The sequence below is a fragment of the Photobacterium lutimaris genome, assembly GCF_003025555.1.
Lineage (GTDB): Bacteria > Pseudomonadota > Gammaproteobacteria > Enterobacterales > Vibrionaceae > Photobacterium > Photobacterium lutimaris.
On the sequence record NZ_PYMH01000006.1, the window covers coordinates 273,412 to 297,052 of the forward strand.

Here is a 23,641-nt window from a genome sequence, read left to right on the forward strand (position 1 = left end):
TTTAAAAGTGTGGATATTGTGACTGTAAAGAGGGATTCATGATCGCAGTGGTAACAGGAGCAACAAGCGGGATTGGCAAGGCAATTACCCACAGACTGCTGGCGCGAGGTGAGTGTGTGGTAGCGGCAGGTCGAACTGCCCGTCAAAGCTATCTTGCAAGGCCAGAGTTACTCCCTGTTAATTGCGATCTGCTTGAAGATGATGCGGTGGAGCGGTTATTTCAGCAAACAATGGCTGAGTACGGCAATGTCGATCTGCTTTTCGTCAATGCGGGAGTGATAGAGTCTGGCCCGATTGAAACCATAAATATAGATAAAGTCTGTGAAATGACGCGATTGAAAGTCGAGTCCAGTTTCCGTCTTATCTATACGTTTGCTAAGTACTTTAAAGAGAAAAACAAGGGCCATATATTCATTACTTCCAGTGTGCTGGGTACCAAGACCAGAGAAAACTCCGGAGCTTATGCCGGCTGTAATTTTGCCCTTGAGGCATTGGCTGAATCTTTGCGGATGGAACTGGCGGGTACTAATGTCCAAATTACCTGTATAGAGCCTGGCCTGGTACAGACAAATTTGCATGCAGAATGGGAAGTCCACCCAAAACATTTGCTCAATATATCTGATACCCTTCAACCCGAAGATATTGCAGATGCTATTATTGACGTGCTAGAAAAGCCTAGTCACGTTAGGGTGCCTAAAGTCATGTTGTTGCCTAAAGGGCACAAAATATAATATATACCCAAGTTATTTCATGATTGGAAAAGGAGAGTGCCATGCTCGAGTTAAAGGTCCCCCCTTTATTGCTGTTCAATATTTTCGCTGCGGTCATTTTATTGCCGGCAGAGTATCCGATCAGGTTGGATAATGAAGGCTTCTTAGCTGGCAGCATACTCGTAGCTGCAGCATTGACGATAGCTTTGTTAGCCACCATGACGTTCAAGCGTGCCAAAACGACAGTTAACCCCTACAGCTTTGATAATGTGAATACTTTGGTGACATCAGGTGTGTTTGGTTACTCAAGAAACCCGATGTACCTAGCTATGTCTGTTGCGCTACTCGGTATCGGGCTGATCGTAGACTCCGCTATTTTAGCTGTGCTGGTGGTGTTGGGGTTTGTCAGTTACCTGACCAAATTTCAGATATTACCGGAGGAGCGCTTGCTTGCAGATTTGTTCGGTACAGAGTATCGCCAGTATTGTCAGAAGGTTCGGCGCTGGATTTAGCGGGATATACATTGATTTACAGACACTTACATCCAATGAGATGTGAATGTTTGCAGTTATTTTCAGGGCGAAAACCGGTAATCAGGACTCCCAGTACGCCGAAATGGTTGCTGTAATGCGCGAATTGGCCTTCGAAAAATACGGTTGCTTGGATTTTATTGCCGTTACTGAAGGTGAGCAGGAAATCGCGATGTCATACTGGTAAACAATAGCCGAACGCTTTTTAGCGGTAATTGTTGACGACGTCTTAAACTGTGTAAAAGGAAAAGTGTACGCTTCTATTGTATATTTAAATTGAGGTGAACATAGATGAAAGCATCTTCCAGAAATAAATCGATTGCCATTATTTCAGGCCTGTTTTTTCTTATCGGCTTGGTGATTTTTCAGATAGATATGCTGGGTATACTTCCGATTTTTATTATTGTTATTTCCTTTTTTACGTCACTGATACACGGTTGGTTGTATCTTTCCGGGTATAACAGTACCGATGTTTTCAGCGCCTACCAGGATGGCGCTAAAATCAAGGCGACGGCGCTATATTCAGGCTTTAAACGAAAAACCGATAAGTGAACAGAGTATCATTTTGTTGATGTGAGCATCGCAGGAAATACCCCCTGTTCACATTGCAAGGTTACGAGCAAGAGCCGCAACAAAAACCGGGTTCACCGTGCTTCTTCGCTGTTTTAGTCTCTTCAGCCTGCTGAGCTTCACTTGAAGCAGGTTGTTCAACAAGTTTTTTATCTTCAGCTTTCTCGTTGTCTTTCTTAAAAATCTTGGTAAATGAAATAGCCATTCGACTTCTCTCCTGATGCTGTTGGGTGATAACTTTACTAAGTTGTATTTTGGATGCATGTTATGATGGGTTTATCATGACTGTCAATGATCATTTGGGGATAAAGCATGTTTGGCTTGTTACTTTCATTACACATTATTTCTGCAACTATTTGGACTGGTGGGCATATTGTGCTTTCGCTGGTGATCCTTCCGTCGGTGTTAAAAAATCGTAACCCACAGCAATTAACGGATTTTGAGCAGGTATATGAAAAAATCGGTATGCCTGCGTTAATCGTTCAGGTTGTAACGGGGTTAATGCTGGCTTATCGCATGTTGCCAGATATCACGCTGTGGTTTGATACCAGTATTCCACTAGCCCATGGAATCATGGCTAAGTTACTCTTGCTGGCAGCGACCGTACTCTTTGCGCTGGATGCAAGGTTCAGGGTGATCCCAAAACTGTCCCCTGCTAACTTATGGGATATGGCTTGGCATATTATTCCCGTGACAGTGATCTCGGTATTGTTTGTACTGGTCGGTGTCTCCTTCCGTGTTGGATGGTTGGCATGATAAGCAAATACGAAGGGTAGATAGAAATACATAATTTCAGTGGGTTAGTTAAGGTTAGGACATGATGAATACAATGGATGTAATGCATGCTTATAACGAGCATGAAAGAAAAATCATAAAGCCGATAGACGGTACGGTGATTGCGACTGACGACATCGTTAAATTTGTCGCAGATAATCCTGAGGGCAGCTATGTCTCCTTTTTCTCTGTGACAGAAGAAAATGCAAAACCTGTCATTGAGCGGGAGAAGGCTTATTTTATTGAACACGGCCAATCGTTCGAGTGGAAAACCTATTGTACCGATTCACCGCATAATATCGGTGAGCTATTGATACAAAGTGGCTTTATAGAACAAGAAACCGAGTCATTTATGGCATTAGACCTCTCAACGGTATCTGAAAATAAGATTGATGAAAGCCTGTTTGTTGAGGTCTTTGACGCCAAAGGGATCAGGGATGCTGTCAGCGTGCAGGAGCAGGTATGGGGCGGAAGCTATGACTGGCAATATACCCACCTGTTGAACATGAAAACCCAATCGCCCGATGATATATCAATCTACGTGGTATATGACAACGGCAAGCCGGTGACTTCCGCTTGGATTGTATTCAATGGCAATAGCCCTTTTGCTGGGATTTGGGGCGGTAGTACCGTAGCAGCATATAGAGGAAGAGGACATTATTCGCTATTGCTCAATAAGCGTATCAATGAAGCAAAGGCACGAGGCAAACAATACCTCATTATCGATGCATCGGAGATGAGCCGACCTATTGTTGAAAAGCATGGCTTTGTGCTTATTTCCAAAACCACGCCTTACATTTTCCAGCCCTAAACGGGGTTACCCTGCCGCCAACCAGATCCCGACGCCCATCATCAGTGAGCCAGCAATACGATTTAGCATCTGTACATTGCCGCGTTGTTGTAGGAACCGGCGCAAGGTTCGGCCACCACTGGCATAGAGTAGCAGGCAGCTGAACTCAGTGATCAAAATAATAGTGATCAGTACCGATAGCTGCGGTACTAAGGCGTTATCGGTATTGATGAAAGGGGGCAGTAACGAAATCATAAACGCCCAGCCTTTCGGATTAGCGATAGCAGTAACAAAGCCCTGAATAGCCAATCCGATTGGTGAAGTATCTACCTCATTATCGAGGTTATCTGGAATAGCCAATTTCCCCCGAGAGCACCACATCTGAATACCCAGCCAGAATAGATAGCCGCCACCGACATATTTCAGGAATAAGAACACAGCAGGATAGTTGAGCATAATGGCAGCAACACCAATCACCGAAGCAATAGAAACCAGCGCCACTCCTATAAGCTCTCCCCACATCATTGGCAAGCTCCTGCGAACCCCTATAGTCATGCCAAGTGTCATGGATAAGGTCATGCACATGCCTGGTGTCACAGAGACGAAAAAGAAAGTAGGGATAAAAACAGCCAATATGGCGAAGTCGATCATTAATTAACGTCCTTGCAGTTAACTATACTGACGGGGCAGTGTGGTGAAATAGGAAAATAAGCGGGTATTATCGGATAACTCAGTAAGAAAAAATAGTGTGATAAACCGCACGAGCAAACGTTTTTTGGTGATCTGAGTCACCTATTTGTGCAACGTGAAATTGGTGCAATTTCCTTTAGTGTGATTGTGATCACTCAAAAGCTTTTTTTTATCGGCTATCGTAACTAAGTGCTTTACGAACTCTCTCATGAGTATGTGTTTATACCCAAGTGACTTCAATATATTGATTAAGCGGTTAAAAACGGCTTGTTGAAATCATTTAGGTATAAACAAAACTAACCAGCCGCTGGCCTCAAACTCCCTATCAGGCGGCAACGATAGAATAGAAAGGATATGATTATGTCTGACAACGCAGTATTCCATTTGGGTGTAAACAAAGCGGATCTTAACGGTGCAGAGCTAGCGATTATTCCAGGTGACCCTGCTCGTGTGGAAAAAATCGCTAACCTAATGGACAACCCTGAGTTTCTTGCAAGCTCTCGTGAATACACGGTGTACCGCGCGAAGCTGGATGGCAAATCTGTTGTTGTTTGTTCTACTGGTATCGGTGGTCCATCAACGTCTATCGCTGTTGAAGAATTGGCACAGCTAGGTGTTAGAACTTTCCTTCGTGTCGGTACGACTGGTGCAATCCAGCCACATATCAACGTAGGTGATATGATCGTATCTACAGGCTCTGTTCGCTTAGATGGCGCGAGTCTGCACTTTGCACCAATGGAATTCCCTGCAGTTGCTGACTTCGATGTAGCAACTGCAATGAAAGCGGCGTGTGTTGCCGATGGCGCTAAAGTTCACACTGGCGTGACCGCATCAAGCGATACTTTCTACCCAGGTCAAGAACGTTACGACACATTCTCTGGTCGCGTTGTTCGTCGTTTCCAAGGCTCAATGAAAGAGTGGCAGGAAATGGGCGTGCTGAACTTCGAAATGGAATCAGCAACCTTGCTAACGATGTGTGCAAGTTCTGGTCTACGTGCGGGTTGTGTTGCTGGCGTTATTATCAACCGTACTCAGAAAGAAACACCAGATCACGCGACGTTGAAAGAAACAGAAGCGCGCTCAATCAAGGTTGTAGTTGAAGCTGCTCGCCGCATGCTTGCTGAGTAATGGTATAAATTACTCAATCGAATATCATAGAGAAGCCAGCTCAATCGAGCTGGCTTTTTTTTATGTCCTTTTTACGGGAGGGCGAGGACTGATGTGCAGATTGTCATCTATTGATGACTGCATAAATATACAGTCTGTATTTTGCTCATGTTGAATGCTGGACTTGTGCCTTTCGCTGTTACATAAGCAAGGTTCAAGTTACATTTGCAATGAAGTGTTGTTGAGGTTGTTACCCGAATAAAGGGTGCTTCGACTATTTATGAAAACGAGCAAGCAGTATTGTGTGATGTTGAGTCCAGCTTTGCCGACATTCCTTCCTAAGTATCCATTTATTTAAGTAACAAATAAACTGTATTGCTAACAGTGATTTGCTTTCAAAAAATGAAAAGTTAGTAAAATTTTAACTGTGATGCAGATCCCGAGTTTTTACGAGTTTGTGAATTGTTTTTCAATGAATTACGAATGGCTATTCAACGTGATTCGATTAATTATTTTACTGAAAAATTTTCCTGTGACGGCGATCTGTTTTACTTAAACTTTTACTCTTTATTATCCCCGTTGAAAATAAACAAGCTTGTTATGTCTTAATAATAAATAGCGCCTGTCAGCCAACACAAGAATCAAACAGATCACGGCGGCGGGTGGCATTAGGGGATTTTTTAATGATTTTTCGTAAAACGTGTTTAGCCGTGTTGATGGGCTCTGTCTTCGCATTGGCAGGGTGTAATAGCAGCAATAGTACGACCGAAAAGGTAGCAGGGTTACCAACCAGTGATTTCGTTGATGTGATTGACCGCAGTGGCTCACCTGAATACCTGCGTGATTATGATCAATACAGTAACTTGAAGTTTAACGCGTTTGTCGACAACGGTGCTTGGCATGGTCATTTGTTGCCAGCCGATGAACAAGGCTATGGCTCGTTTGGCGGTATCATGCAAGTGACTCAAGAATATGCTCACTTCATGTCAGGTCAGTCTTTCGACAAACTTCATATTACAGACACCATCAGCGGTGAGGTCATTGACTTATCTTCTGCGGACGCCAAAGTGTATAGCACACCGGGTGCGCTGGTACAGATCCTCAAGACTGACAAGCTTGAAGTGCAAATGGTGCTGCGGTTTGTCACCGATCGTACCTCGTTAGTTGAAACCACATTGACCAACCTAACAGCGCAAGAAATGGATCTGCAGCTGTTGTGGGATGGTGAGCTGTTGCAAAAAGCTCGCTCGACCGAAGGTTATGAAACACAAACGGTTGATCAGATGTACCCAGACTACAACCGTCAGATCCACACGACAGATAACGGCTTAACCATCACCTTTGGTGACATGAAAGGCAATTGGGCAATCCGTAATGACGATGACAGCGAGTTCCGCATTGCCCGTTCTGTCAGTACTCAAACACATGTGATGCCTAATGAGATTTCCTTCGCCTCGGTCGCGCAACAGCCCCTAGCAGCAAAGGGCACAGCCAGCATTTACACTACTTATTCCCATTTGCATAACAGCAACGAAGTCAGCAAAGAAAAAGCCAAAATTTCGGATATCCTCGCTAACCCTCAGCCTTATATGATTGCGGCGGATGAGCGTTGGGCAGGTTACTTGTCTTCTGGCATGGTGAACGACCAAGCCACGGATGCGCAAGCACGGGTAGGCGTAAAAGCCATTATGACCTTGAACGGTAACTGGCGATCAGCTGCCGGGGATGTTCATCAAGCAACGGTCACACCATCGGTAACGGCTCGTTGGTTCTCCGGTAACCTGACGTGGCCTTGGGATACGTGGAAACAAGCTTATGCCATGGCGCACTTTAACCCTGATGTCGCGATGGACAATATCCGTACAGTTTTCGAATACCAAGTTCAGGAAGACGATCCGATCAGACCGCAGGATAAAGGTTATTTGCTCGATGTGGTGACCTATACCTTACCGGAAAGCCGTGATGGTGCGGGCTCTGAGAACTGGAATGAGCGCAACACCAAACCATCGTTGGCGGCCTGGTCGGTGATGGAAGTTTATAACGCGCTGAAGCATGAATTCGACCGTCCTGCAGATGCCCAAGCGTGGATTGATGAGATGTACCCTAAGCTGGTGGCCTACCATGACTGGTGGCTAACGAACCGTGACCATAACGGCAATGGCGTGCCGGAATATGGTGCGGCAGTGGATCCGGCGCATAATACCGATGATGGCCACATGTATGTGTGGGTGACAACGACTGAAGATCTCAATATCAGATTTAAAGATGATGTAATAGAGCAAGACGGTAACAGCTACAAAGTTCAAGGAATGGACAATTACAATACCATTCTTGATGACGTCATTTATGATGAGCTCCACGTTGGTGCACAAGAGGCGGCAGGTTGGGAATCCGGCATGGATAATGCTGCTCGCTTTGGGTTTATTTCGCCAGAGCAACTTCAAGATTATGCTGATGCCGAACACGGTGGCGATGTCGAAATTGCGAAGAAAGATTGGGAAGTCCGCTTTGCCGAAAACCGTGGCAGCAATGATGAACTGCTTGGTTTCTCGATGCTGCAGGAGTCAGTCGACCAAGCGTCGTACATGTATTCTGACAACAAGTACTTGGCACAAATGGCGACCCTGGTGTCAGCCAATGTTCCCGGCAAACAGCGTGGTCAGGAATTCCTGGATGGTGCCGCTGATATCAAGCAATACATCAATACCTGTATGTTCGATGCTGATACTGAATTTTTCTACGATATTCACATGAATGTGGACCAAACTGGTAAGCCAGTACCTGTGATGAAAAATGGTATTGCCTGTGCTGGTGAGCCAATTGTTGAGCGTGGACGTGGCCCAGAAGGCTGGGGGCCGTTATTCAATGGTGCTGCGACTCAGGAGTTGGCCGATAAAGTGGTGCAAACCATGATGAATCCAGATGAGTTCAATACCTCTGAAAAGTATATCGGCGAGGGGATTTCGCTGCCGACGGCATCGCAAACCAACCCTGCTTATCATGCTGATATCTACTGGCGTGGTCGCGTATGGCTAGACCAATTCTACTTCGGTGTACGTGCCATGGAGCAATATGGGTATGGCAGCGAGGCTGTGCATATGGCCAATGAACTATTCGCCAATGCCGAAGGGATGACTGAAGACGGCGCGATTCGTGAGAACTACAACCCGGAAACTGGCGCGGTACAGGGGGCAACGAACTTCTCATGGAGTGCTGCCCATATGTATATGCTATATCGTGAATTCTTTAAAAACTGATCATCAACCTTTTGATGGTTAACATTAAGCCAGCTCAATCGAGCTGGCTTTTTATTTATCTTGATTGGCATCAATCGAAGCTGTCCGTATGCAGGCTTAGCCTGGTGTATTCATTCCACTCTTCCGTCAGCACTGAATAAGTCAGTGCACTTGAATTGTGAGTATGAAGGGGGATAAATACTTCGCCGTGCTCATTGGTTTTATACACCTTACCGCGGTTGGCAGGATTGCTAACACTGACCCTTGCGTTAGCGGCAGGTTTGCCATTTTCTGTGACTTTCACCCAGCTGCCTGCTTGGGTATCTATGATACGGATATCGGCAAAGGCTAACGAACTGGCAGACAGCATCAGTGCTGCGATACTTGCTTGTTTGAATGTCATGTAAACCTCTCAGACAACTTACCCTGACATTGTTGCGTTATCACCCTCTTCGCTGATCACACTTTCAATCAAAAGAAGGTGATGCTTGGTTTCAATGGAGTAGCGAATCGCGTCGGTAGATAGCTGCTTCAGATCAGTATAGATGTGATAATTCACACCAGAAAATATACTCACCACGAGAACGAACATCATGATCATCCGGCGCCACATTCTTTGTTCTATTTCAGCAAGATGCCGTTCAAGCAGGCGAGTAACATCATAGTTGGTTAAATTAGGTCTGATCGGTTTCATCGTGATAAGAAAAGTTAGGCCATTGCAGCAGTGTAAATCAGCCAAGGTCAACGTGATCCGTTGAAGTGCAAAGCTATGTAAAGGAAGCGGTTTAAAGGCTGAAATGTACAGCGGTCAAAGTGAGATAAAGCAAACGATGTTGAGTCAATACGATGTAACAAAACACCGTATCAAGCTTTGACCTGAATACTTGAGATATCTCTGGATAAGGCATAAAGTTTATACATACCGACCGTCGGTCGGTCTGTAGAGAGTACGCAATGGCCAGAGTGGTAAAATCGCCGCAAGAGCGGCGGGCCGAGTTTATTTCGGCCGCCAATGAATTGTTTTTCTCCAAGGGGTATACGAGCACCTCGGTTAACGATCTTATCCAATATGTAGGGGTGTCTAAAGGGGCTTTCTATCATCATTTCGACTCCAAACAAGCCGTGCTGGAAGCCTGGAGCGATGACATGCTGGTGCAATATCGGCAGGTGATTGGAGGGCTGGTGGATGATCCCAGTTTAAGTGCTTTGACCAAATGGACTCTTTTGTTGCGCCGAACCAACCAGTGGGAAATTGGCCAGAAAGAGATCATGTTGGGGTTTGTCAGAATCATCAATATGGATGAAAACCTTCAGCTAAAGCATAACTTCATGCAAAAAGTCAGTGTCTTGTTGGCCGGTTATTATGAAACGATTTTAACTCAGGGCAATCAAGAAAATGTCTTCGATGTGCCTTCGCCTGCGGTGACGGCAAGATTAATGGTAACTGTTCTTAACGGCTTTTCTGAAGAGCTCACCCGGAAAATGCTTCAAGCCGAGCAGATGCAAGATTTGTTTGATGGTGTAGTTGAAGAGGTGGAAGCGACACAATTAGTTCTAGAGCGAATGGTTGGTGCAGAAGCCGGCTGTATGCCTTTAATTGATGGCGAACTGCTACATGCGTGGTTCACCGATTAATATTCAGTTTGATAAAAGGATTAGAGATGCGATTACTTACCGCTTTACTGGTTATCTTGCTGAACTTCCCGGCTTGGGTTGCGGCTGAGACGGCGACATCCATTATTACTAAGTCCGATCAACAGATGCGTGGTGATTCAAGCTATTCCGAGGCAACGATGAGAATCGTCCGTCCGGATTGGACCCGCACCATGAGCATGAAAAGCTGGACAAAAGGACAGGACTTGTCTCTGGTGTTGATCACCGCTCCAGCCAAAGACAAAGGCAGTGCTTCTCTCAAGCGGTATCGCGAGATGTGGAACTGGCTACCGAGTATTGAGCGAGTTGTTAAAATCGCCCCTTCGATGCTGGGCCAGTCATGGATGGGCTCGGATTTCACCAACGATGATTTGATCAACCAGTCATCCATCGTGGTCGACTACACCCATAGAATGGTCGGTAATGAAGTGTTCGATAACGATCCGAGCTGGGTAATTGATGCCACAGCAAAGCCCAACGCACCTGTCGTTTGGAGTAAGGTGAGATTATGGGTTTCACAAAAGACTTACCTGCAACGTAAGGTAGAGTTTTACGATGAGTTCGATGAACTTATCAATACCATGAATACCTACGATGTGAAGATGATGGGCGGGCGTCAGGTTGCCGCACGAATGGAAATGCTCCCTGCGGATAAACCGGGAAACAAAACTGAGATCCTTACCCATCAGGCCCAGTTTAATTTTCCAATCAAAGAGCAGTTTTTCTCCCAAAGCCAAATGAAAGCCCTGCGTGACTAATGTGATTATCACAAGGAAGGACCATGTTACAGAAATTGGCTTGGCGTAATATCTGGCGGCAGAAGCGGCGGACCATTTTAACCGCATCCGCTTTGGCGCTGACGTTGGCATTGTCGCTGTTCATGCGCAGCCTGCAAGAAGGTACTTACGCCAATAATATCGAAAATGCGGCAAGGTTCTACACCGGCCTTATTCAGCTCCAGCACCCTGCGTTTGCAGAGAGTCACAGCATTGATGACTTGTTGCCGATGGATGAGGCTTTTCTCCATACGGCGTCGTCTCATCCGACTATCGGTCGTATCTTGCCGCGTATCGAGTCGTTTGCCTTGGCCGCGTCAGAGGATAAGTCTAAAGGGGTCATGGTACTTGGGGTCGACACAATAGCAGAAGATCGTTATTCCGGTATTTCCAACCGTTTGACGAAGGGCGAGTTTCTGGTACCGGATGATCAGCAAGTACTGATTGGCGAAGGCGTTGCTCGCTACTTTGGGTTGGGTGTCGGTGATGAATTGATTTTGTATGGGCAGGGATACCGGGGGCAAACTGCGGCAGGCTTGTATCGGATCAAAGGGATCCTCGACTTTCCTATGGTTCAACTCGACAACCAATTGGTGTATATGCCGATAGCGTTGGCTCAAACCCTGTACAGCACAGGAGAGCAAGTAACGGCGTGGGTGATGGATGTTAAACCACTGGCGCAATTACCCATGACAGTCAACCAGTTAAATGATGACTATAAAGGTGAGGTGAATGTCAGGGATTGGCAGGATCTGGCGCCGGAGATGGCCCAGCAGATATTGATGGATAAGGCCGGCGGCATCTTCATTATGTATTTGCTCTACGGGGTGGTGGGCTTTGGCTTATTCGCGACCTTGCTAATGATGACCCTAGAGCGACAGCGTGAGTTTGGCGTCATGTTGGCGACCGGGATGCTCAAACGCAAGATCGTTGCGTTGATTGGCCTCGAGTCGGTAATGATAGGTATTTTGGGCATAGTGGCCGGTATGGTGATCACGCTGCCGATCTTGGTGTGGTTCTATTTCAACCCGATTGAGCTCACGGGGGAAACGGCGGAGTTGGTGTTAGAAATGGGCTGGGAGCCCATTTTACCGATGGCACTGGATCCTTGGTTGATGCTTGACCAAATCTTCATTGTGTTGGTGTTATTGGCAATTTGCCTGCTTTACCCGATGTGGCGGATCCGCCGATTGGATGTGGTCAGTGCATTGAAAGGGGGCAGTCATGCGAACTGATATGTTGTTCAAACTGGCGTGGCGTAACCTTTGGCGTAATAAATTACGTACCGGGATCATGCTGGGGGCCATGGTATTTGGCCTGATGGGTGTGGTCGCCATGATGGGTTTCCTTTCTGGTATGTACAGCAGCATGATCCACAATGCCATTGCCTGGCAAACCAGCCATATCCAAATCCAAAATCAGCGTTATCTCGATGATCCCGATATCAAAAATACGGTTGTTGATTTGACCAATGTGGAAAAAGCCATAGTAACTTTACCTGGACTAAAGGGCTGGTCAGCAAGGTTTGTGGCCGATGGCATGGTGGCGTCGGCACGCAGTAATCGTGGTGTCCGAATCAATGGCATCGATTTTGAGGCCGAATCAACCGTCACCCCGCTGGCCGAGAATATCACCCAAGGTGAGTGGCTAAGCGAAGAGGGGAGAAATCCTGTCTTAGTGTCAGAGAAAATAGCGTCTCGTCTCAAGCTGCGTATTGGATCCAAAGTGGTGCTGACTTTTACCGATGCGGCCGGCGAGGTAAGTGGGGCGGCGTTCAGGGTAAGGGGGATGTTCAAGACTCCCTCGACCAGCTTCGATGATGGCAATGTGTTTGTTCGTCGGGCCGATTTAACCGACCTTGCGGGGATTGAAGGTGCCCACGAGGTTGCTATTTTGCTCGATAGCGACGACGCGGCGATGGTGCAAGCTAAACGGCTGAAAGAAGCGCTATTGACAACGACTAACCCGATATATCAGAACCCGAGTAATGATATTGGAAACCGCATCAGGGACTGGCAGCAGGTACAGCCGATGCTGGCCTCGATTATCAATCAGCAAGGGCTGAGCAATGCCATTATGCTTGGCATATTCGTTGTTGCTATGGGCTTTGGTATCGTCAATATCATGCTGATGTCGGTATTTGAGCGCACCCGTGAGTTTGGCGTATTGATGGCGGTAGGCATGCAAAAACACCGGGTCTTTATATTGATCATGCTGGAAACCGCGTGGCTGGGGATTGCCGGGGCAGGACTGGGTTTGCTGGCCAGTATTCTGTTGATTAGTTTGCTGCAGTACACCGGGATCCCGCTCGGGGCCATGGCGGAAGGGTTGGGGGCATTTGGTGTTGATACCTTGTTATACCCTTACGTTAGCTTCACCGAGTACCAGATGATCTTTTTCACCGTCGTAGCGGCAAGCCTGCTTGCCGCGCTTTACCCGGCACGGCAAATTCTCAAGCAACGCCCGGTAGATGCGATGTCGGACAAGCATTAATAGAAACGCTCTGACAGAGCAGCGCGGATAGAGAGAAACGGATGACTATTTCAATAAGCCAGTTATGTAAAACCTACAACCCCGACAGTGATTTTCCGGTTCATGCGGTGAAAAACGTGGACTTGACGGTAGAGCAGGGAGAGTTTGTGGCAATCATGGGGCCGTCGGGCTCGGGCAAGACCACATTGCTCAATATGATCGGTGGGATTGATAGCCCAAGTTCAGGGAGTGTGCATATCGACGATTGTGATATCTGCCAGTTGGATGAAAAGACGCTCATTGCGTTTCGTCGTGATCACATCGGGTTTATTTTCCAAGACTATAGCTTGCTGCCTGTGCTTACGGCTCTGGAGAATGTTGAGTTTGTGATGCAACTGCAAGGGCATGATGAAGCGACATGTCGCCAACGGGCAGGCGAGCTTCTCGCGCAGGTGGGGTTGGCGACTCAGCAGCACAAACGGCCGGGCAAACTCTCCGGTGGCCAGCAGCAGCGCGTCGCGGTGGCAAGGGCGCTGGCTCCTCGCCCGCGTTTTGTCATGGCCGATGAGCCGACCGCCAACCTTGATGCTAAAAGTACTGCAGAGCTGCTTGATATCATGCAGCAGCTCAATGAAAAAGAAGGGACAACCTTTATTTTCTCCACCCATGATCCTAGGGTAATTAAACGAGCCAAGCGGGTTATTGTTTTTGAAGACGGGCAGCTGAAAGAGGATCGCCGCCAGTGAAGAGTTGGACACAACAAAGATTCTGCAAAAGGAGCGAGGTCGTGTTTATAGATGCCAGAATTTTGCTCGTCGCATCGGCTCTCGTGCTGGCTGGGCTGGCCCCCTCCACAGCAAATTCGCAGATCCCCGGGCTAGAGCCGGAAAAAGACTGGGATCTCAACGGATACGTGAAATACATGGCAACCGGTACATTGCCGGATACTGGCTCCAATGGCCTCGATCACTTAATCCATCAGCGTTTTAATTTCGAATATCGTTTCAATGAGCAGCTGCGGTTTAACGCAGGTATGCGAAACCGCTTATTGTTTGGTGATACCGCTGAATTGCCCGGCTATGGTGATTTGATTGCGATAGATACCGGTTATGTGGATTTGTCGAAAAATTGGTTGGACAACAAAGGGGTGGTGGGTAATAGCCAGTTTGACCGTTTGTATGTCAATTGGCAGCATGATGATTGGCTGGTACGTGGCGGGCGGTTCCGGATCAACTGGGCCATGGCGACACTGTGGAACCCGAATGATATTTTCAACTCCTACTCTATTTACGATTTTGACTATGAAGAGCGTTCGGGGTCCGATGCGGTAATGGTCAGCCGTAAGCTAGGATTTGCCAGTTCTGTCGATGTGGTCGTCAACCCTCGCTCGGATAGCGATCTGAACAGTTATGCCGGGCGCTATTTGTTTAATCACAACGGTTGGGACTATCAGCTGCTGGTCGGAAAATCGTTGTTGGATAATGTGGTCGGTGCAGGCTTTGCCGGTGATATCGAAGGCGCAGGGGTAAGGGGGGAGTTTAGCTGGTTCGAACCTGACAAGGATGAATGGCAGGGACAGTCGCTTGTCCATACTGCTGTCGCAACCCTTGAAACCGATTACAGTTTTGGCGGCGAGCGAAATTGGATGGCACGGGGCGCGGTGTTGTATATATCGAACCCGCAAGACCCACAAAATGCCATCGCCTTTTTGAATCTGCCCCTGACAGCCAGAACCTTGAGCTTTACCCGCTGGACAAGTTATATTGATACCAGCTTGGATATCACGCCGCTGAACCGCTTGACCTTGTCGGCATCGTATTATGATGACGGTTCGTATTTTGTCGGTGCGAGTAACAGCTATTCGCTGGCCGATGACTGGCAATTGTTGGGGGTCATCCAGCGATTTGATGGCAGTGGCAATAGTTTGTTTGGCGAAACGGCCAGTACCTTGCTGTTTGCCCAGATTCGCTGGAATTTCTGATTTATACCAAACTGAATATTGGCTCGTTGGTCAGTTTCAGCTCGCTGTTAACTGATAAGTGGGGGCTGTAAGTACTAACTGGTTATTATGGGATTTTGTTCGTATCGATGACAGTGTAACGGGAGAGGTAATGATAACGCTCGAAGGGATCGATCATGTGGTGCTCAGAACCACCAAACTACCAGATATGCTCCACTTTTATTGTCAGGTCTTGGGTGCGCAATTAGAGCGCGAGCTGCCGGCAGAGATGGGGTTAGTGCAGCTCCGGGCTGGAAGCGCTCTGATTGATCTGGTGAATGTTGACAGCCAGCTAGGTCGACTCGGTGGCAAGCCGCCGAGTCAGAATGGTCGTAATCTCGACCACTTTTGTCTGCAAATCGCCCCTGTCGCAGAAGGCGATCTTCTTGAGTACTTGTCCCAAAACAACATTGCTTGCGAAGGATTGGCCGAACGCTATGGGGCCGAAGGCTTTGGTCGATCGCTTTATATCCACGATCCCGAAGGCAATGTGGTGGAGCTTAAATCGAAGGTTTAGCTGAAAACCTGAGCTAAAGCGTTGACTGCATTTGATACAGTGTGCGGTATGAACGATGTTCGAGATCACCGCTCCCCAAGCCAAACTGGCTTGCCAGTTGCTCTAGCTCGGTTTTATAGGTGGCTAATTTCAACTCATCATCGGTCATGATGGCAAATTCAGCATAATGCCCAATGCCTTCTAGATAGTCCAAGGTAATGTGGTACTGACCGACGAAGTATATGCTGCGTATTTTATTCATCACCAAGCAGGGCTCATAGCCCATGGTGGTCAGCATGTTTTTAGCAGCATGCGTATCGGTGATATTGGTTGCCTCACAGCGGTCAGCTTCCGGCCCTTTCACTATCCATAACTTTATACCGGAAGGCTCCATTTCACGGATAGAGACACTCTTGTTTTGCGCTGCAAGAGAATGCTCTGGTGTGTCGAAGTACCAATCGGTCTCGGTATTATCCTGCACCATAACCTCATGGGAAACAGTGCTGAGTACCTGTAAAAAGTCAGGCTTAGAATGCACTCTGTATTTGAGTTCAACCTCATATTGACCTTTGAAATGCTCACCGCTCATTCTGGTTTACCTTGCCATATCTGTTTTCAATCTTGCTCATTTTCGTGAATGTGGCGGATCAGCTTGGCTGGGGTACCGCCGTAGAGGCTATCAGGCGGAACATCTGAATTGACTACCGAGTTGGCCGCAATCACCGAGCGGGCACCGATAGTCACACCTTGGTTGATGATGACATTACCACCAATCCACACATCGTCTTCAATGGTAATAGGCTTGCAGGTGGTCGCCCATTTGCGGCGTTCAAGGTAATTTAGGGGGTGGCTGGCGCAGTAGAATTGGGTATTTGGGCCGATAAGGACATTGTTACCAATGGTAATTTTTGCGCCGTCCAGCATGGTGACATTCATATTGATGAAAGTCTTTTCGCCGATAAAGATGGTTTTGCCGAATTCGCAGTGGAAAGGGGAGCGGACGATACTCGATGCGTCAATGTTTCCCATCAGTTGGCTCAGTAGCTCACTGCGCTGGGTATCATCAATGGTTTGGTTCAGGATGAGCAGCACTTTTGCCGCATTGTCCCGAATGTGATTGATACTCTGAGCGCTACCATCAAAGTCTTCACCAGCCAGCATTTTCTCGAATTCGGTCATTGTCTTTCCAATCTGTTTTAAACTGGGCCGGTTGAACAGCCCTTAGTCGATTCTAGCAAGCACTATAGCGGCACCATGATATGATTAGAAGTGACATTTACGCATTAAACACTTGAATCAAAGGAATATCATGATTGACCTATCACGCTTACTAAAAAATGATATGAATCTTTTGATTTGCCTATATGTGCTATTGAAAGAGCGCAGTGTTAGCCGAGCGGCAGATAAGCTCTATTTATCGCAGTCTGCGGTGAGCAAACAGCTGACAAAGCTTCGCCATGTGTTTGATGACCCACTGTTTGAACGAGAGTCAAAAGGGCTATTGCCTACGCCCAAAGCACTGGCTCTAGAGGCTAAGTTGCAACAGATTTTGCTGCAGGTCGATCAACTTAGCGATCCAGATCTTTTTGAGCCGCAGAGTAGCACCCGGTCCTATAATATCGACTTGATTGAAACGGCGTATTCGACCATTTATCCCCGCTTTGTGCCTGCGGCATTAGCCGAAGCACCGAATATCAGTATCAACAGCCGAGATTGGAATGAAAATAGCATTCAGCGGTTGCTGCGAAGAGAAGTTGATTTTGGTATCGGTATTTTTGAGTGGGACAACCGGGCGAAAACCCATGTCCAGACCATTCCTGATTCACTCAATTACGTCGAGCTGGTGCGAGATACTTCCGCTTGTGTGATGCGCAAAGGCCATCCGGCACTGCAGGAGGAATGGAATCTGGACACGTTTTTGAAATACCGCCATGTCCAGGTGGTAACCGGAGGGGTGACCAGCTGGCTGCTGCATGAGGTACTGGATTCAAAGCGGTTGAAGATTAACAATGCGGTGAATATGTCGGATATTGCCAGTGCGGTAAGGCTGTGCGAAAAGAGTGACTTGCTAACGACTTACCCATATGAATGTGTGCGAGAGTTTGTCGAGAGTGCCGATATAGAGATCAAGTGCTTGCCATTAGATTTGGAGCCCGGCGGGCAGTTCTTGTTATGGAACAAACAGTTTGATAATGATCCGAGCCATAAGTGGCTGAGGGAGCTCATTATCAATCAATTCTCAGACTAGTGATGGGATAGGGTTACTTTTGGTGTAGCCCCATCTTGCACAGTTGTCTGAAGTCTTTGGGGCTAACATCGGTATGGCGCTTGAAGAATTTGGTCATGTTAGTGGCTTCATTGAACCCCAACCGATTAGCCACATCAGAGATTGAATGCTGGCTGAAGGCCAATAGGCGTTTGGCCTCGACCAAGACCCGTTCGTCAACTAACTCTTTGACACTCAGGCAGGCATGAGCTTTAGCGAGTTTGTCCAATTGCTTGATGCTTTTCCCCAAGGCTAATGAGATATCTCCTGCTGTTGGCCTGTCCTGAAAATGCTCATCGATATACTTTTTCAATCGGTAATAGTCGTTGTGGCCGATGCGCTGAGTTGATTGCAGTTGTTGCTGATAACTCGGTACCACCGCTTTGAGAATGATAGAACGGATGAGATTGCGGATGATTTCATCTTTAAACTCTGAGGTGGATTTAAACTCATCAACCATGGCATTGAATAATAGCCCGATGTCATCTTCAACTTGGTGTATGCAGTTAATGTGGCCCATGGCGGCTAGTAGAAGATCAAAGTAGGGATCATTGCTGCCAGTCGATAAAAAACTGCAATCAAAGGAGAGTACATAGCCATCAACAGATCGCTCTTTGGCAAAAGCGTGGATTTGGTTTTTTCCCAAGACCAGTAAGGATCCGGTACGCAGCCGATGTTGTTGGTGCTCGACGTAATGTACACCTTGCCCGTCAGTAATATAGACGAATGCACTGAAATTCAGGCGGTGTGGTCGGGACACGGCTTCTAACCCTCTTAGGGTATAGAGATCTGAAATCCGATTAATGAAAGGATTGATCTGGTTTACTTCTCGCTTTAAACGTTCCAGAGGGATGCACTTGTTGTTCATAGTATTCTCAAGATAGGAGCTTAAATTATGATCTAAGCTCCCAAAACTCCAAATGGACTGACACTTATGGCTGAGTAGCCTCAATACTTTTCTTGCGTTAAATCTTTAGCCATCTGCTGGAAGTCGATTTTAGGCGCTGTGTTTTGCTCCATGACTTTGGTTTGCGATTCAGATTGGCGCGACACCATGTGCACTAACGAATGTTGGTTTTTCTCACCGCTCAATACCATTAGGCTCGATGCAATTTGCAGCAGGATAATACCCGATGCCAGGCAATAGAAAACGAAGGAAATACGCTGCCTCATTGGGCGCCTCCTGCTTGTTTTTTGTTTGTTGGCCGCTGCTTTTTCACCGCGCGTTTAGGCTTGGTGACCTGTTTGAGCCAGTGCTTATTGAATACGACAAAGTCGGTTAACGTATTGATCGGACACAAGCTTTGGCACCAAGGTCGGCGCACGATGAGCGAGGTTAGGAGGATCATCACAGTTAGGATAAACAGGTACATGCCGCCAATCATGCCAAACGCGATGCCGAAGGGCTCATAGACAAAGGCTGCAGGGTTGCGGAAATAGGCCCCAAGGCATAATGTTGCCAGTAGTAAGAAGCGCGGGAACCAGACAAAGAACGTTTGGCGCATCGGCGATGCCTTGGCCTTACCGACGTTAGCCAAGCATTGTTGGACTGCGCCGAATGGGCAGAGGCTTTGGCAATAGACGTTCCGGTTGTAGTAAAGGATGTAGCCAATACTTAGGATCAGTAAAATAAATGGGGTGTAGTTGGCCACACCGCCGATCCAAGTACCGAAAATCAAGCCTCCCATGGTTGACGCTGAATAAAGCGATGCGGAGTGGAAACCAAACAGAAGGGTAGCACCAGCCAGCAGGGCTACATTCATTTTGACCTTGTGTTCAGAGCGGGTGCGATTGACCCATACTGCCGCAGCGAAGAAAGCAAAGGCTGCCACATCAAGCCATTTCAGGTAATGCCATGCAGGTTTTGTCTCGGTAAAGTGGTAGCCAAAAAGCTGCATCCGTACCGGATCCGCCGCTTGGTTCAATGCCTGAATATAGGCTTCTGAGGTAAGCGTCGCACCGGATACCGCATCCACCGACAGGGCCGTTTTGATGTTTTGGGCGAGCAATGTTTCAGGTAGCTTCTGCTCGACCACCTTATCGAAATATGACGTTGTTTCTTTGGCGTTCAGTAAGGCGATTGTGTCCACTTCTCCTTGGTGGGTAAAGACCGCACCAATTGTTAATTCGCCACCATAGCCTACGCCAGAGCCAAAGCCGATCCACTTCAAAGACTCGGGTATGGTGCTAGTTTGCGGCTCAATGTCTGTGCTCAGTCCAGGAGTGCTATGCCCTGAGCGGTCAGCTGTAACAATCTGATAGAGCTGAGGTGTCACTTCAATCAGTTTTTCGTCACTGGCGATGACGAACTCGAAAAATTGAGCCTGGGAGTCATTGGTGCGTTGCCCGCCCAAGTACCAAGCAAAGGCTAATACCAATATCGACAAGACGCTAACGCACTTATCGACGGTGTTGTTGCGACGGGATTTGGTCTTTCTTTCCATAGCGCTATGAAAGCCACAAGGCAATCTATTGAGAATGCCCCGTGGCTTGTTCCTATCATCTTAATATCGAAATGAATTTAGCTCTCGATGCCATGTTTTGGCTTCAAGGCAATGAGTACCCTTAGCAAAACAGCACCGGCGATGATCAGGCCAGTACCGACAAAGCCAAGGAAGTACCAACCGGCTAGTCCTTCGTTTTCACCCAGCAAGGTAAATGCTCCTGCGATGGTGAGAACCAATGAGGCCCACCATGTCGCGACCAAGGCCCATTTCCAGCTGTTCATGCCTAATTGATATTGCTTGGCCCACTGATTGGCGCCGGCAAAGACCAGTACTTGCAATGCGCCGAAGGCCATCCAGAATAACGGGTCTAGAATTGTTGATTGCGGAAACATTAGAAGCCCTCCCAGTTACCGTCATAATCCCAAGTTTTTTCGACATTGAGGTAGTCTTCACTGCGCAGCCATTCTGGTGGCTGGTGGTAACCTGCAAACCGTCCACCGTTCCAATCGCCGTGGTACGCATCGGCTTCTGGGTAGTAGAAGAAGTTATGCTGCATCGCCAACAGGGTTTTGCGTGTCAGGCCTGTTGGGTCTCGTGGATCGGTCTCTTTAACCAGTGCGTGGATCCAGTTGTTCTTGCGGGTATACGGGCAAACCGCAATACAGACCCGGCACCCCATGGCCGACTCGGTTGGGCCCTGGCGCCACATGGTCCAGCAACTGTCTTGGTTGAAGTCGAACTTGCGAAACCCCCTGACGACCGCATCGGGTTTATCTGCTTTACTGATAGAGCCGCTTGGGCAAGAATCCGCGCAGATTTTGCACTCTTCACAGAAGTGCTTCACCTTGGTATCGATAGGTTTGTCTGGCTCTAAATCCAGATCGGTGATCACGGCGGCAAGACGGATATTCGGCCCCAGTTCCGGGGTGAGCAAGATGCCATTGCGAGCGGCTTCGCCCATGCCTGCCTGAATGGCTAGCGGCGGAACAACAATTTCGTAGTCCGAGCCAGGCCATTGGGGGCGGGCTGCATAGCCTAATTCACCTAAGAAGGCGGCCATCAGGCCAGAGGCATTCTTGGCGCGGAAATAGCCATCATAGGAGGTTGAGTAACCGATAGACGCGTACATTGGATCCCAGTTCATTGGGGTGCCGAAGATGATGACGTTCTTCCAATGTTTCGGAATGCTTTCGTCCCAGTCAGGCATACCGCGCATGGTATTTTTAAACACAAAGCTTGGGTCTAGTTTAGTAATACCGACAATGCTCATACCGAACTTGAACGCCATTTTCTTGATGAGCTCAGAAGCGTGCTTGGGCGATTTAAACGGTTTGGGCTCGCGTTTTACCCACTGGAAGTCGACCTCGTCGGGATGACCCTGCGGTTTAGGTGGGAAGTTACTGCTATTACCTTTTAGGTAAGCGGCGGAATAGGCCCAAGCGAGGGCAAACCGGTCTCGATGTTGCTCGATATTCTGTTCGTGCTTGGCTTTTTCTTCGAACGACTGATACATGTCATCCCAGCGTTCTGGGTGACGGGAATAGTATTCTTTGACCCGTTCATTGGGGATATCACGCCAGTCTCGGGTCGGTACCCAGCCATTGCTCATGTCTTTGCCTAAGGCGCGGGTACGATGGAACAGAAAGTCGTTCCACTCCGGACGGACCGGTTCACTGACCACTTCCATTGTTGGTGGGACATCCACCCGGAAGGGTTCACGGTTGAAATACATGTCTTTGCCCGCTTCGGTACGGCCCCAACCAACATTGGCATCGGGATCGCGCCCTAGCACAAAGCCAGCACCGGCTGCTGCCCCGACAGTAGCTGTTGCTGCTGCCACACCACCAAGCTTTAAGAAGTCGCGCCGCGACGTATCGGCAACGCCTTGTTCAGTTTTCTCTCTCACGTTTGCTCCCTGTGTATTAGGTTAATTCGACAACGTCGAGGCTCATTTTTTTGTTGATGGTATTGATAAGCGCTCGATGAGTAATTTTGTAGTGGGCTGATAATTTGTTGAGGTCAACCATGACGTGCTGTGCCTCTGCCCATTGCTCGGTATGGAAATAACAAAGGAAAAGTTGTTCGAGTCCCCACTCGTCATGCGGCTCAAAGGTCAGTAGTTGCTGTAGATCAGGCTCCAAGTCGTCATAGCGCTTGAGTTCAGCTTTGATGTGGGTACGGATATTGAGCACATCAAAGTTGTTAGGGGTGACGCTGAGGTATTGATCCAACGCCGCTAAGGCTTCTTCGAGACGGCCCTGTTGATGGGCACAAATCCCCGCTAGTCGCACCAGTTCTATAGATGAAACGTTGTTATCGAAGGCGCGAGTGATCCAGTTATCAGCTTGATCGTTTGCTCCCAGCGCCAAATAGCTGCTGGTGGCCGTAATGTAGGTCGATATCAGTGATTGGTCTTTTGAATAGGCCTGCTCTGCATATTGGGCGGCAAGGTCAAATTTGCCTTCTTGGTAATACAGTCCGGCAAGGTTTTGGTATCCGCCGATAAATGCGGGATCGGTGGCGATGCTCTGCTTGAAGTTCTCTTCGGCAAGCTCACTGTTACCCAGATAAAGATGGGTGAAGCCAAGGTGGCAGTGCAGTAATGGGTTGTCGGCATTGAGGGCGATCGCTTCTTCAAACATCGATTTTGCCATGTCGTAATCACCTAACTGCTGGTACACCAAGCCACAGCCAGTTTTGAATTCGTCTTCAGTTAGCAAGTGTTTATGCTTATTGATGGCCACCATCGCGAGCTGACACATTTGTGCGGCCATCAGGGTTTCGAACAAAAATTTTAGCTGGGTAGGGGTGAGTTGTAGCTGTGCTATCTCGTCACTCATGACAAAGGTAAAAGCTTCATGCTCTAACCAGTCGGCATGACTTTGCTCTTGTGCCTCGTCCAAATTCCAATTCGCGTGTTGGCGATGCTGTTTCTTGGGAAACTGTACTTGTAGAAACAACAGGCGCTCATTCAGCGGTGTTAATACGTCGGCAGGATCAGGGAGCGGTTCAATGTGCCCCTTGATATATTGGTAAAGCTCAATCCACTTACTGCTAATCATCCGAGTGTCCTTGGTGAAAGATGAGCTCAAGTATTGTGGAATCAGTAAATGGTCAAAAGGTAT

General features: G+C 47.8%; 28 protein-coding genes. 16 read left to right on the plus strand and 12 right to left on the minus strand.

Going from position 1 to position 23,641, the window contains the following annotated elements; translation table 11 throughout:
- Positions 1-38 precede the first annotated feature (38 nt).
- The 4 genes from C9I99_RS14460 (at position 39) to C9I99_RS14475 (ending at position 1,792) form a co-directional block, all read left to right on the plus strand.
- Positions 39-731 carry an SDR family oxidoreductase gene (locus C9I99_RS14460; RefSeq protein ID WP_107349588.1) on the plus strand — a complete coding sequence of 231 codons (693 nt, stop codon included), beginning with the start codon at positions 39-41 and terminating at the stop codon, positions 729-731.
- A 41-nt stretch (positions 732-772) separates the two neighbouring features.
- On the plus strand, positions 773-1,222 hold the full coding sequence (locus tag C9I99_RS14465) for a methyltransferase family protein (RefSeq protein ID WP_107349589.1): 450 nt from the start codon (positions 773-775) through the stop codon (positions 1,220-1,222).
- 46 nt (positions 1,223-1,268) lie between these two features.
- A complete protein-coding gene (locus C9I99_RS14470; RefSeq protein WP_243734510.1) occupies positions 1,269-1,427 on the plus strand; it encodes a hypothetical protein in 159 nt (52 codons plus the stop codon).
- A 104-nt stretch (positions 1,428-1,531) separates the two neighbouring features.
- Positions 1,532-1,792 carry a hypothetical protein gene (locus tag C9I99_RS14475; RefSeq protein WP_107349590.1) on the plus strand — a complete coding sequence of 87 codons (261 nt, stop codon included), beginning with the start codon at positions 1,532-1,534 and terminating at the stop codon, positions 1,790-1,792.
- A gap of 61 nt (positions 1,793-1,853) precedes the next feature.
- Here C9I99_RS14475 and C9I99_RS14480 read toward each other — a convergent pair whose 3' ends face one another.
- The gene (locus C9I99_RS14480; protein ID WP_107349591.1) at positions 1,854-2,015 is read right to left on the minus strand and encodes a CCGSCS motif protein; all 162 of its coding nucleotides are present in this window, start codon (positions 2,013-2,015) and stop codon (positions 1,854-1,856) included.
- Positions 2,016-2,122: 107 nt separating this feature from the next.
- On the opposite strand from C9I99_RS14480, the gene C9I99_RS14485 reads away from it, so the two are divergent.
- Positions 2,123-2,566 (plus strand): CopD family protein, encoded by a 444-nt coding sequence (locus C9I99_RS14485; protein ID WP_107349592.1) that lies wholly within the window; start codon positions 2,123-2,125, stop codon positions 2,564-2,566.
- Between the two features lie 61 nt (positions 2,567-2,627).
- Positions 2,628-3,395 (plus strand): GNAT family N-acetyltransferase, encoded by a 768-nt coding sequence (locus tag C9I99_RS14490; RefSeq protein ID WP_338069663.1) that lies wholly within the window; start codon positions 2,628-2,630, stop codon positions 3,393-3,395.
- A gap of 6 nt (positions 3,396-3,401) precedes the next feature.
- On the opposite strand, the gene C9I99_RS14495 is transcribed toward C9I99_RS14490, so the two are convergent.
- The gene (locus C9I99_RS14495; protein ID WP_107349593.1) at positions 3,402-4,025 is read right to left on the minus strand and encodes a LysE family translocator; all 624 of its coding nucleotides are present in this window, start codon (positions 4,023-4,025) and stop codon (positions 3,402-3,404) included.
- A 399-nt stretch (positions 4,026-4,424) separates the two neighbouring features.
- On the opposite strand from C9I99_RS14495, the gene udp reads away from it, so the two are divergent.
- Positions 4,425-5,192, plus strand: a complete 768-nt coding sequence (gene udp / locus C9I99_RS14500; protein WP_107349594.1) for a uridine phosphorylase — start codon at positions 4,425-4,427, stop codon at positions 5,190-5,192.
- A 662-nt stretch (positions 5,193-5,854) separates the two neighbouring features.
- The gene (gene ygjK, locus C9I99_RS14505) at positions 5,855-8,428 is read left to right on the plus strand and encodes an alpha-glucosidase (RefSeq protein ID WP_107349595.1); all 2,574 of its coding nucleotides are present in this window, start codon (positions 5,855-5,857) and stop codon (positions 8,426-8,428) included.
- A gap of 70 nt (positions 8,429-8,498) precedes the next feature.
- Here the strand turns inward: ygjK and C9I99_RS14510 are convergent, their stop codons facing one another.
- Complete coding sequence (locus C9I99_RS14510) at positions 8,499-8,810, minus strand: hypothetical protein (protein ID WP_107349596.1); 312 nt, start codon at positions 8,808-8,810, stop codon at positions 8,499-8,501.
- A gap of 18 nt (positions 8,811-8,828) precedes the next feature.
- On the minus strand, positions 8,829-9,146 hold the full coding sequence (locus C9I99_RS27020) for a hypothetical protein (RefSeq protein ID WP_146151178.1): 318 nt from the start codon (positions 9,144-9,146) through the stop codon (positions 8,829-8,831).
- Positions 9,147-9,361: 215 nt separating this feature from the next.
- On the opposite strand from C9I99_RS27020, the gene C9I99_RS14520 reads away from it, so the two are divergent.
- The 7 genes from C9I99_RS14520 (at position 9,362) to C9I99_RS14550 (ending at position 15,824) form a co-directional block, all read left to right on the plus strand.
- Positions 9,362-10,042, plus strand: coding sequence for a TetR/AcrR family transcriptional regulator (locus C9I99_RS14520; protein ID WP_107349598.1), 681 nt, complete (start codon positions 9,362-9,364; stop codon positions 10,040-10,042).
- A gap of 26 nt (positions 10,043-10,068) precedes the next feature.
- Complete coding sequence (locus C9I99_RS14525) at positions 10,069-10,818, plus strand: outer membrane lipoprotein-sorting protein (protein WP_107349599.1); 750 nt, start codon at positions 10,069-10,071, stop codon at positions 10,816-10,818.
- Positions 10,819-10,841: 23 nt separating this feature from the next.
- Positions 10,842-12,071, plus strand: a complete 1,230-nt coding sequence (locus tag C9I99_RS14530) for an ABC transporter permease (RefSeq protein WP_107349600.1) — start codon at positions 10,842-10,844, stop codon at positions 12,069-12,071.
- A gap of 1 nt (position 12,072) precedes the next feature.
- Positions 12,073-13,329 carry an ABC transporter permease gene (locus C9I99_RS14535; RefSeq protein ID WP_107349644.1) on the plus strand — a complete coding sequence of 419 codons (1,257 nt, stop codon included), beginning with the start codon at positions 12,073-12,075 and terminating at the stop codon, positions 13,327-13,329.
- Positions 13,330-13,370: 41 nt separating this feature from the next.
- On the plus strand, positions 13,371-14,054 hold the full coding sequence (locus C9I99_RS14540) for an ABC transporter ATP-binding protein (RefSeq protein WP_107349601.1): 684 nt from the start codon (positions 13,371-13,373) through the stop codon (positions 14,052-14,054).
- A gap of 59 nt (positions 14,055-14,113) precedes the next feature.
- On the plus strand, positions 14,114-15,289 hold the full coding sequence (locus C9I99_RS14545; RefSeq protein WP_107349645.1) for a hypothetical protein: 1,176 nt from the start codon (positions 14,114-14,116) through the stop codon (positions 15,287-15,289).
- Between the two features lie 130 nt (positions 15,290-15,419).
- On the plus strand, positions 15,420-15,824 hold the full coding sequence (locus C9I99_RS14550) for a VOC family protein (RefSeq protein ID WP_107349602.1): 405 nt from the start codon (positions 15,420-15,422) through the stop codon (positions 15,822-15,824).
- Between the two features lie 13 nt (positions 15,825-15,837).
- Here C9I99_RS14550 and cyaB read toward each other — a convergent pair whose 3' ends face one another.
- Both cyaB and C9I99_RS14560 read right to left on the minus strand, forming a co-directional pair.
- Positions 15,838-16,392 (minus strand): class IV adenylate cyclase, encoded by a 555-nt coding sequence (gene cyaB, locus C9I99_RS14555; protein ID WP_107349603.1) that lies wholly within the window; start codon positions 16,390-16,392, stop codon positions 15,838-15,840.
- 26 nt (positions 16,393-16,418) lie between these two features.
- Positions 16,419-16,982: a sugar O-acetyltransferase gene (locus tag C9I99_RS14560; RefSeq protein WP_107349604.1), complete on the minus strand. Its 564-nt coding sequence runs from the start codon at positions 16,980-16,982 to the stop codon at positions 16,419-16,421.
- A gap of 130 nt (positions 16,983-17,112) precedes the next feature.
- On the opposite strand from C9I99_RS14560, the gene C9I99_RS14565 reads away from it, so the two are divergent.
- On the plus strand, positions 17,113-18,051 hold the full coding sequence (locus C9I99_RS14565; protein ID WP_107349605.1) for a LysR substrate-binding domain-containing protein: 939 nt from the start codon (positions 17,113-17,115) through the stop codon (positions 18,049-18,051).
- A gap of 13 nt (positions 18,052-18,064) precedes the next feature.
- Here the strand turns inward: C9I99_RS14565 and C9I99_RS14570 are convergent, their stop codons facing one another.
- The 6 genes from C9I99_RS14570 to C9I99_RS14595 all read right to left on the minus strand — a co-directional run bounded on the left by C9I99_RS14570 (position 18,065) and on the right by C9I99_RS14595 (position 23,578).
- The gene (locus C9I99_RS14570) at positions 18,065-18,937 is read right to left on the minus strand and encodes a helix-turn-helix transcriptional regulator (protein WP_107349606.1); all 873 of its coding nucleotides are present in this window, start codon (positions 18,935-18,937) and stop codon (positions 18,065-18,067) included.
- A gap of 80 nt (positions 18,938-19,017) precedes the next feature.
- A complete protein-coding gene (locus C9I99_RS14575) occupies positions 19,018-19,242 on the minus strand; it encodes a hypothetical protein (protein WP_107349607.1) in 225 nt (74 codons plus the stop codon).
- The gene (locus tag C9I99_RS14580) at positions 19,239-20,513 is read right to left on the minus strand and encodes an FMN-binding protein (protein WP_107349608.1); all 1,275 of its coding nucleotides are present in this window, start codon (positions 20,511-20,513) and stop codon (positions 19,239-19,241) included. Before C9I99_RS14580 ends, C9I99_RS14575 begins: the two co-directional genes overlap by 4 nt.
- Positions 20,514-20,590: 77 nt before the next feature.
- Positions 20,591-20,908: a hypothetical protein gene (locus tag C9I99_RS14585; protein ID WP_107349609.1), complete on the minus strand. Its 318-nt coding sequence runs from the start codon at positions 20,906-20,908 to the stop codon at positions 20,591-20,593.
- On the minus strand, positions 20,908-22,422 hold the full coding sequence (locus C9I99_RS14590; RefSeq protein WP_107349610.1) for a reductive dehalogenase: 1,515 nt from the start codon (positions 22,420-22,422) through the stop codon (positions 20,908-20,910). The genes C9I99_RS14585 and C9I99_RS14590 overlap by 1 nt, the downstream gene beginning before the upstream one ends.
- Positions 22,423-22,438: 16 nt before the next feature.
- Positions 22,439-23,578, minus strand: a complete 1,140-nt coding sequence (locus C9I99_RS14595; RefSeq protein WP_107349611.1) for a tetratricopeptide repeat protein — start codon at positions 23,576-23,578, stop codon at positions 22,439-22,441.
- Positions 23,579-23,641: the final 63 nt, after the last annotated feature.

Excerpts from the sequence above, each read along its gene's own strand:
- C9I99_RS14570 (WP_107349606.1), bottom strand. The coding sequence starts at position 18,937 with ATGAACAACAAGTGCATCCCTCTGGAACGTTTAAAGCGAGAAGTAAAC.
- C9I99_RS14465 (WP_107349589.1), top strand. The coding sequence starts at position 773 with ATGCTCGAGTTAAAGGTCCCCCCTTTATTGCTGTTCAATATTTTCGCT.
- C9I99_RS14485 (WP_107349592.1), top strand. The coding sequence starts at position 2,123 with ATGTTTGGCTTGTTACTTTCATTACACATTATTTCTGCAACTATTTGG.
- C9I99_RS14525 (WP_107349599.1), top strand. The coding sequence starts at position 10,069 with ATGCGATTACTTACCGCTTTACTGGTTATCTTGCTGAACTTCCCGGCT.
- C9I99_RS14520 (WP_107349598.1), top strand. The coding sequence starts at position 9,362 with ATGGCCAGAGTGGTAAAATCGCCGCAAGAGCGGCGGGCCGAGTTTATT.
- C9I99_RS14530 (WP_107349600.1), top strand. The coding sequence starts at position 10,842 with ATGTTACAGAAATTGGCTTGGCGTAATATCTGGCGGCAGAAGCGGCGG.
- C9I99_RS14565 (WP_107349605.1), top strand. The coding sequence starts at position 17,113 with ATGATTGACCTATCACGCTTACTAAAAAATGATATGAATCTTTTGATT.
- udp (WP_107349594.1), top strand. The coding sequence starts at position 4,425 with ATGTCTGACAACGCAGTATTCCATTTGGGTGTAAACAAAGCGGATCTT.
- C9I99_RS14585 (WP_107349609.1), bottom strand. The coding sequence starts at position 20,908 with ATGTTTCCGCAATCAACAATTCTAGACCCGTTATTCTGGATGGCCTTC.
- C9I99_RS14560 (WP_107349604.1), bottom strand. The coding sequence starts at position 16,982 with ATGACCGAATTCGAGAAAATGCTGGCTGGTGAAGACTTTGATGGTAGC.
- C9I99_RS14540 (WP_107349601.1), top strand. The coding sequence starts at position 13,371 with ATGACTATTTCAATAAGCCAGTTATGTAAAACCTACAACCCCGACAGT.
- C9I99_RS14510 (WP_107349596.1), bottom strand. The coding sequence starts at position 8,810 with ATGACATTCAAACAAGCAAGTATCGCAGCACTGATGCTGTCTGCCAGT.
- C9I99_RS14480 (WP_107349591.1), bottom strand. The coding sequence starts at position 2,015 with ATGGCTATTTCATTTACCAAGATTTTTAAGAAAGACAACGAGAAAGCT.
- C9I99_RS14475 (WP_107349590.1), top strand. The coding sequence starts at position 1,532 with ATGAAAGCATCTTCCAGAAATAAATCGATTGCCATTATTTCAGGCCTG.
- C9I99_RS14550 (WP_107349602.1), top strand. The coding sequence starts at position 15,420 with ATGATAACGCTCGAAGGGATCGATCATGTGGTGCTCAGAACCACCAAA.
- C9I99_RS14490 (WP_338069663.1), top strand. The coding sequence starts at position 2,628 with ATGATGAATACAATGGATGTAATGCATGCTTATAACGAGCATGAAAGA.
- C9I99_RS14580 (WP_107349608.1), bottom strand. The coding sequence starts at position 20,513 with ATGGAAAGAAAGACCAAATCCCGTCGCAACAACACCGTCGATAAGTGC.
- ygjK (WP_107349595.1), top strand. The coding sequence starts at position 5,855 with ATGATTTTTCGTAAAACGTGTTTAGCCGTGTTGATGGGCTCTGTCTTC.
- C9I99_RS14495 (WP_107349593.1), bottom strand. The coding sequence starts at position 4,025 with ATGATCGACTTCGCCATATTGGCTGTTTTTATCCCTACTTTCTTTTTC.
- cyaB (WP_107349603.1), bottom strand. The coding sequence starts at position 16,392 with ATGAGCGGTGAGCATTTCAAAGGTCAATATGAGGTTGAACTCAAATAC.
- C9I99_RS14535 (WP_107349644.1), top strand. The coding sequence starts at position 12,073 with ATGTTGTTCAAACTGGCGTGGCGTAACCTTTGGCGTAATAAATTACGT.
- C9I99_RS14575 (WP_107349607.1), bottom strand. The coding sequence starts at position 19,242 with ATGAGGCAGCGTATTTCCTTCGTTTTCTATTGCCTGGCATCGGGTATT.
- C9I99_RS14460 (WP_107349588.1), top strand. The coding sequence starts at position 39 with ATGATCGCAGTGGTAACAGGAGCAACAAGCGGGATTGGCAAGGCAATT.
- C9I99_RS14470 (WP_243734510.1), top strand. The coding sequence starts at position 1,269 with ATGTTTGCAGTTATTTTCAGGGCGAAAACCGGTAATCAGGACTCCCAG.
- C9I99_RS14595 (WP_107349611.1), bottom strand. The coding sequence starts at position 23,578 with ATGATTAGCAGTAAGTGGATTGAGCTTTACCAATATATCAAGGGGCAC.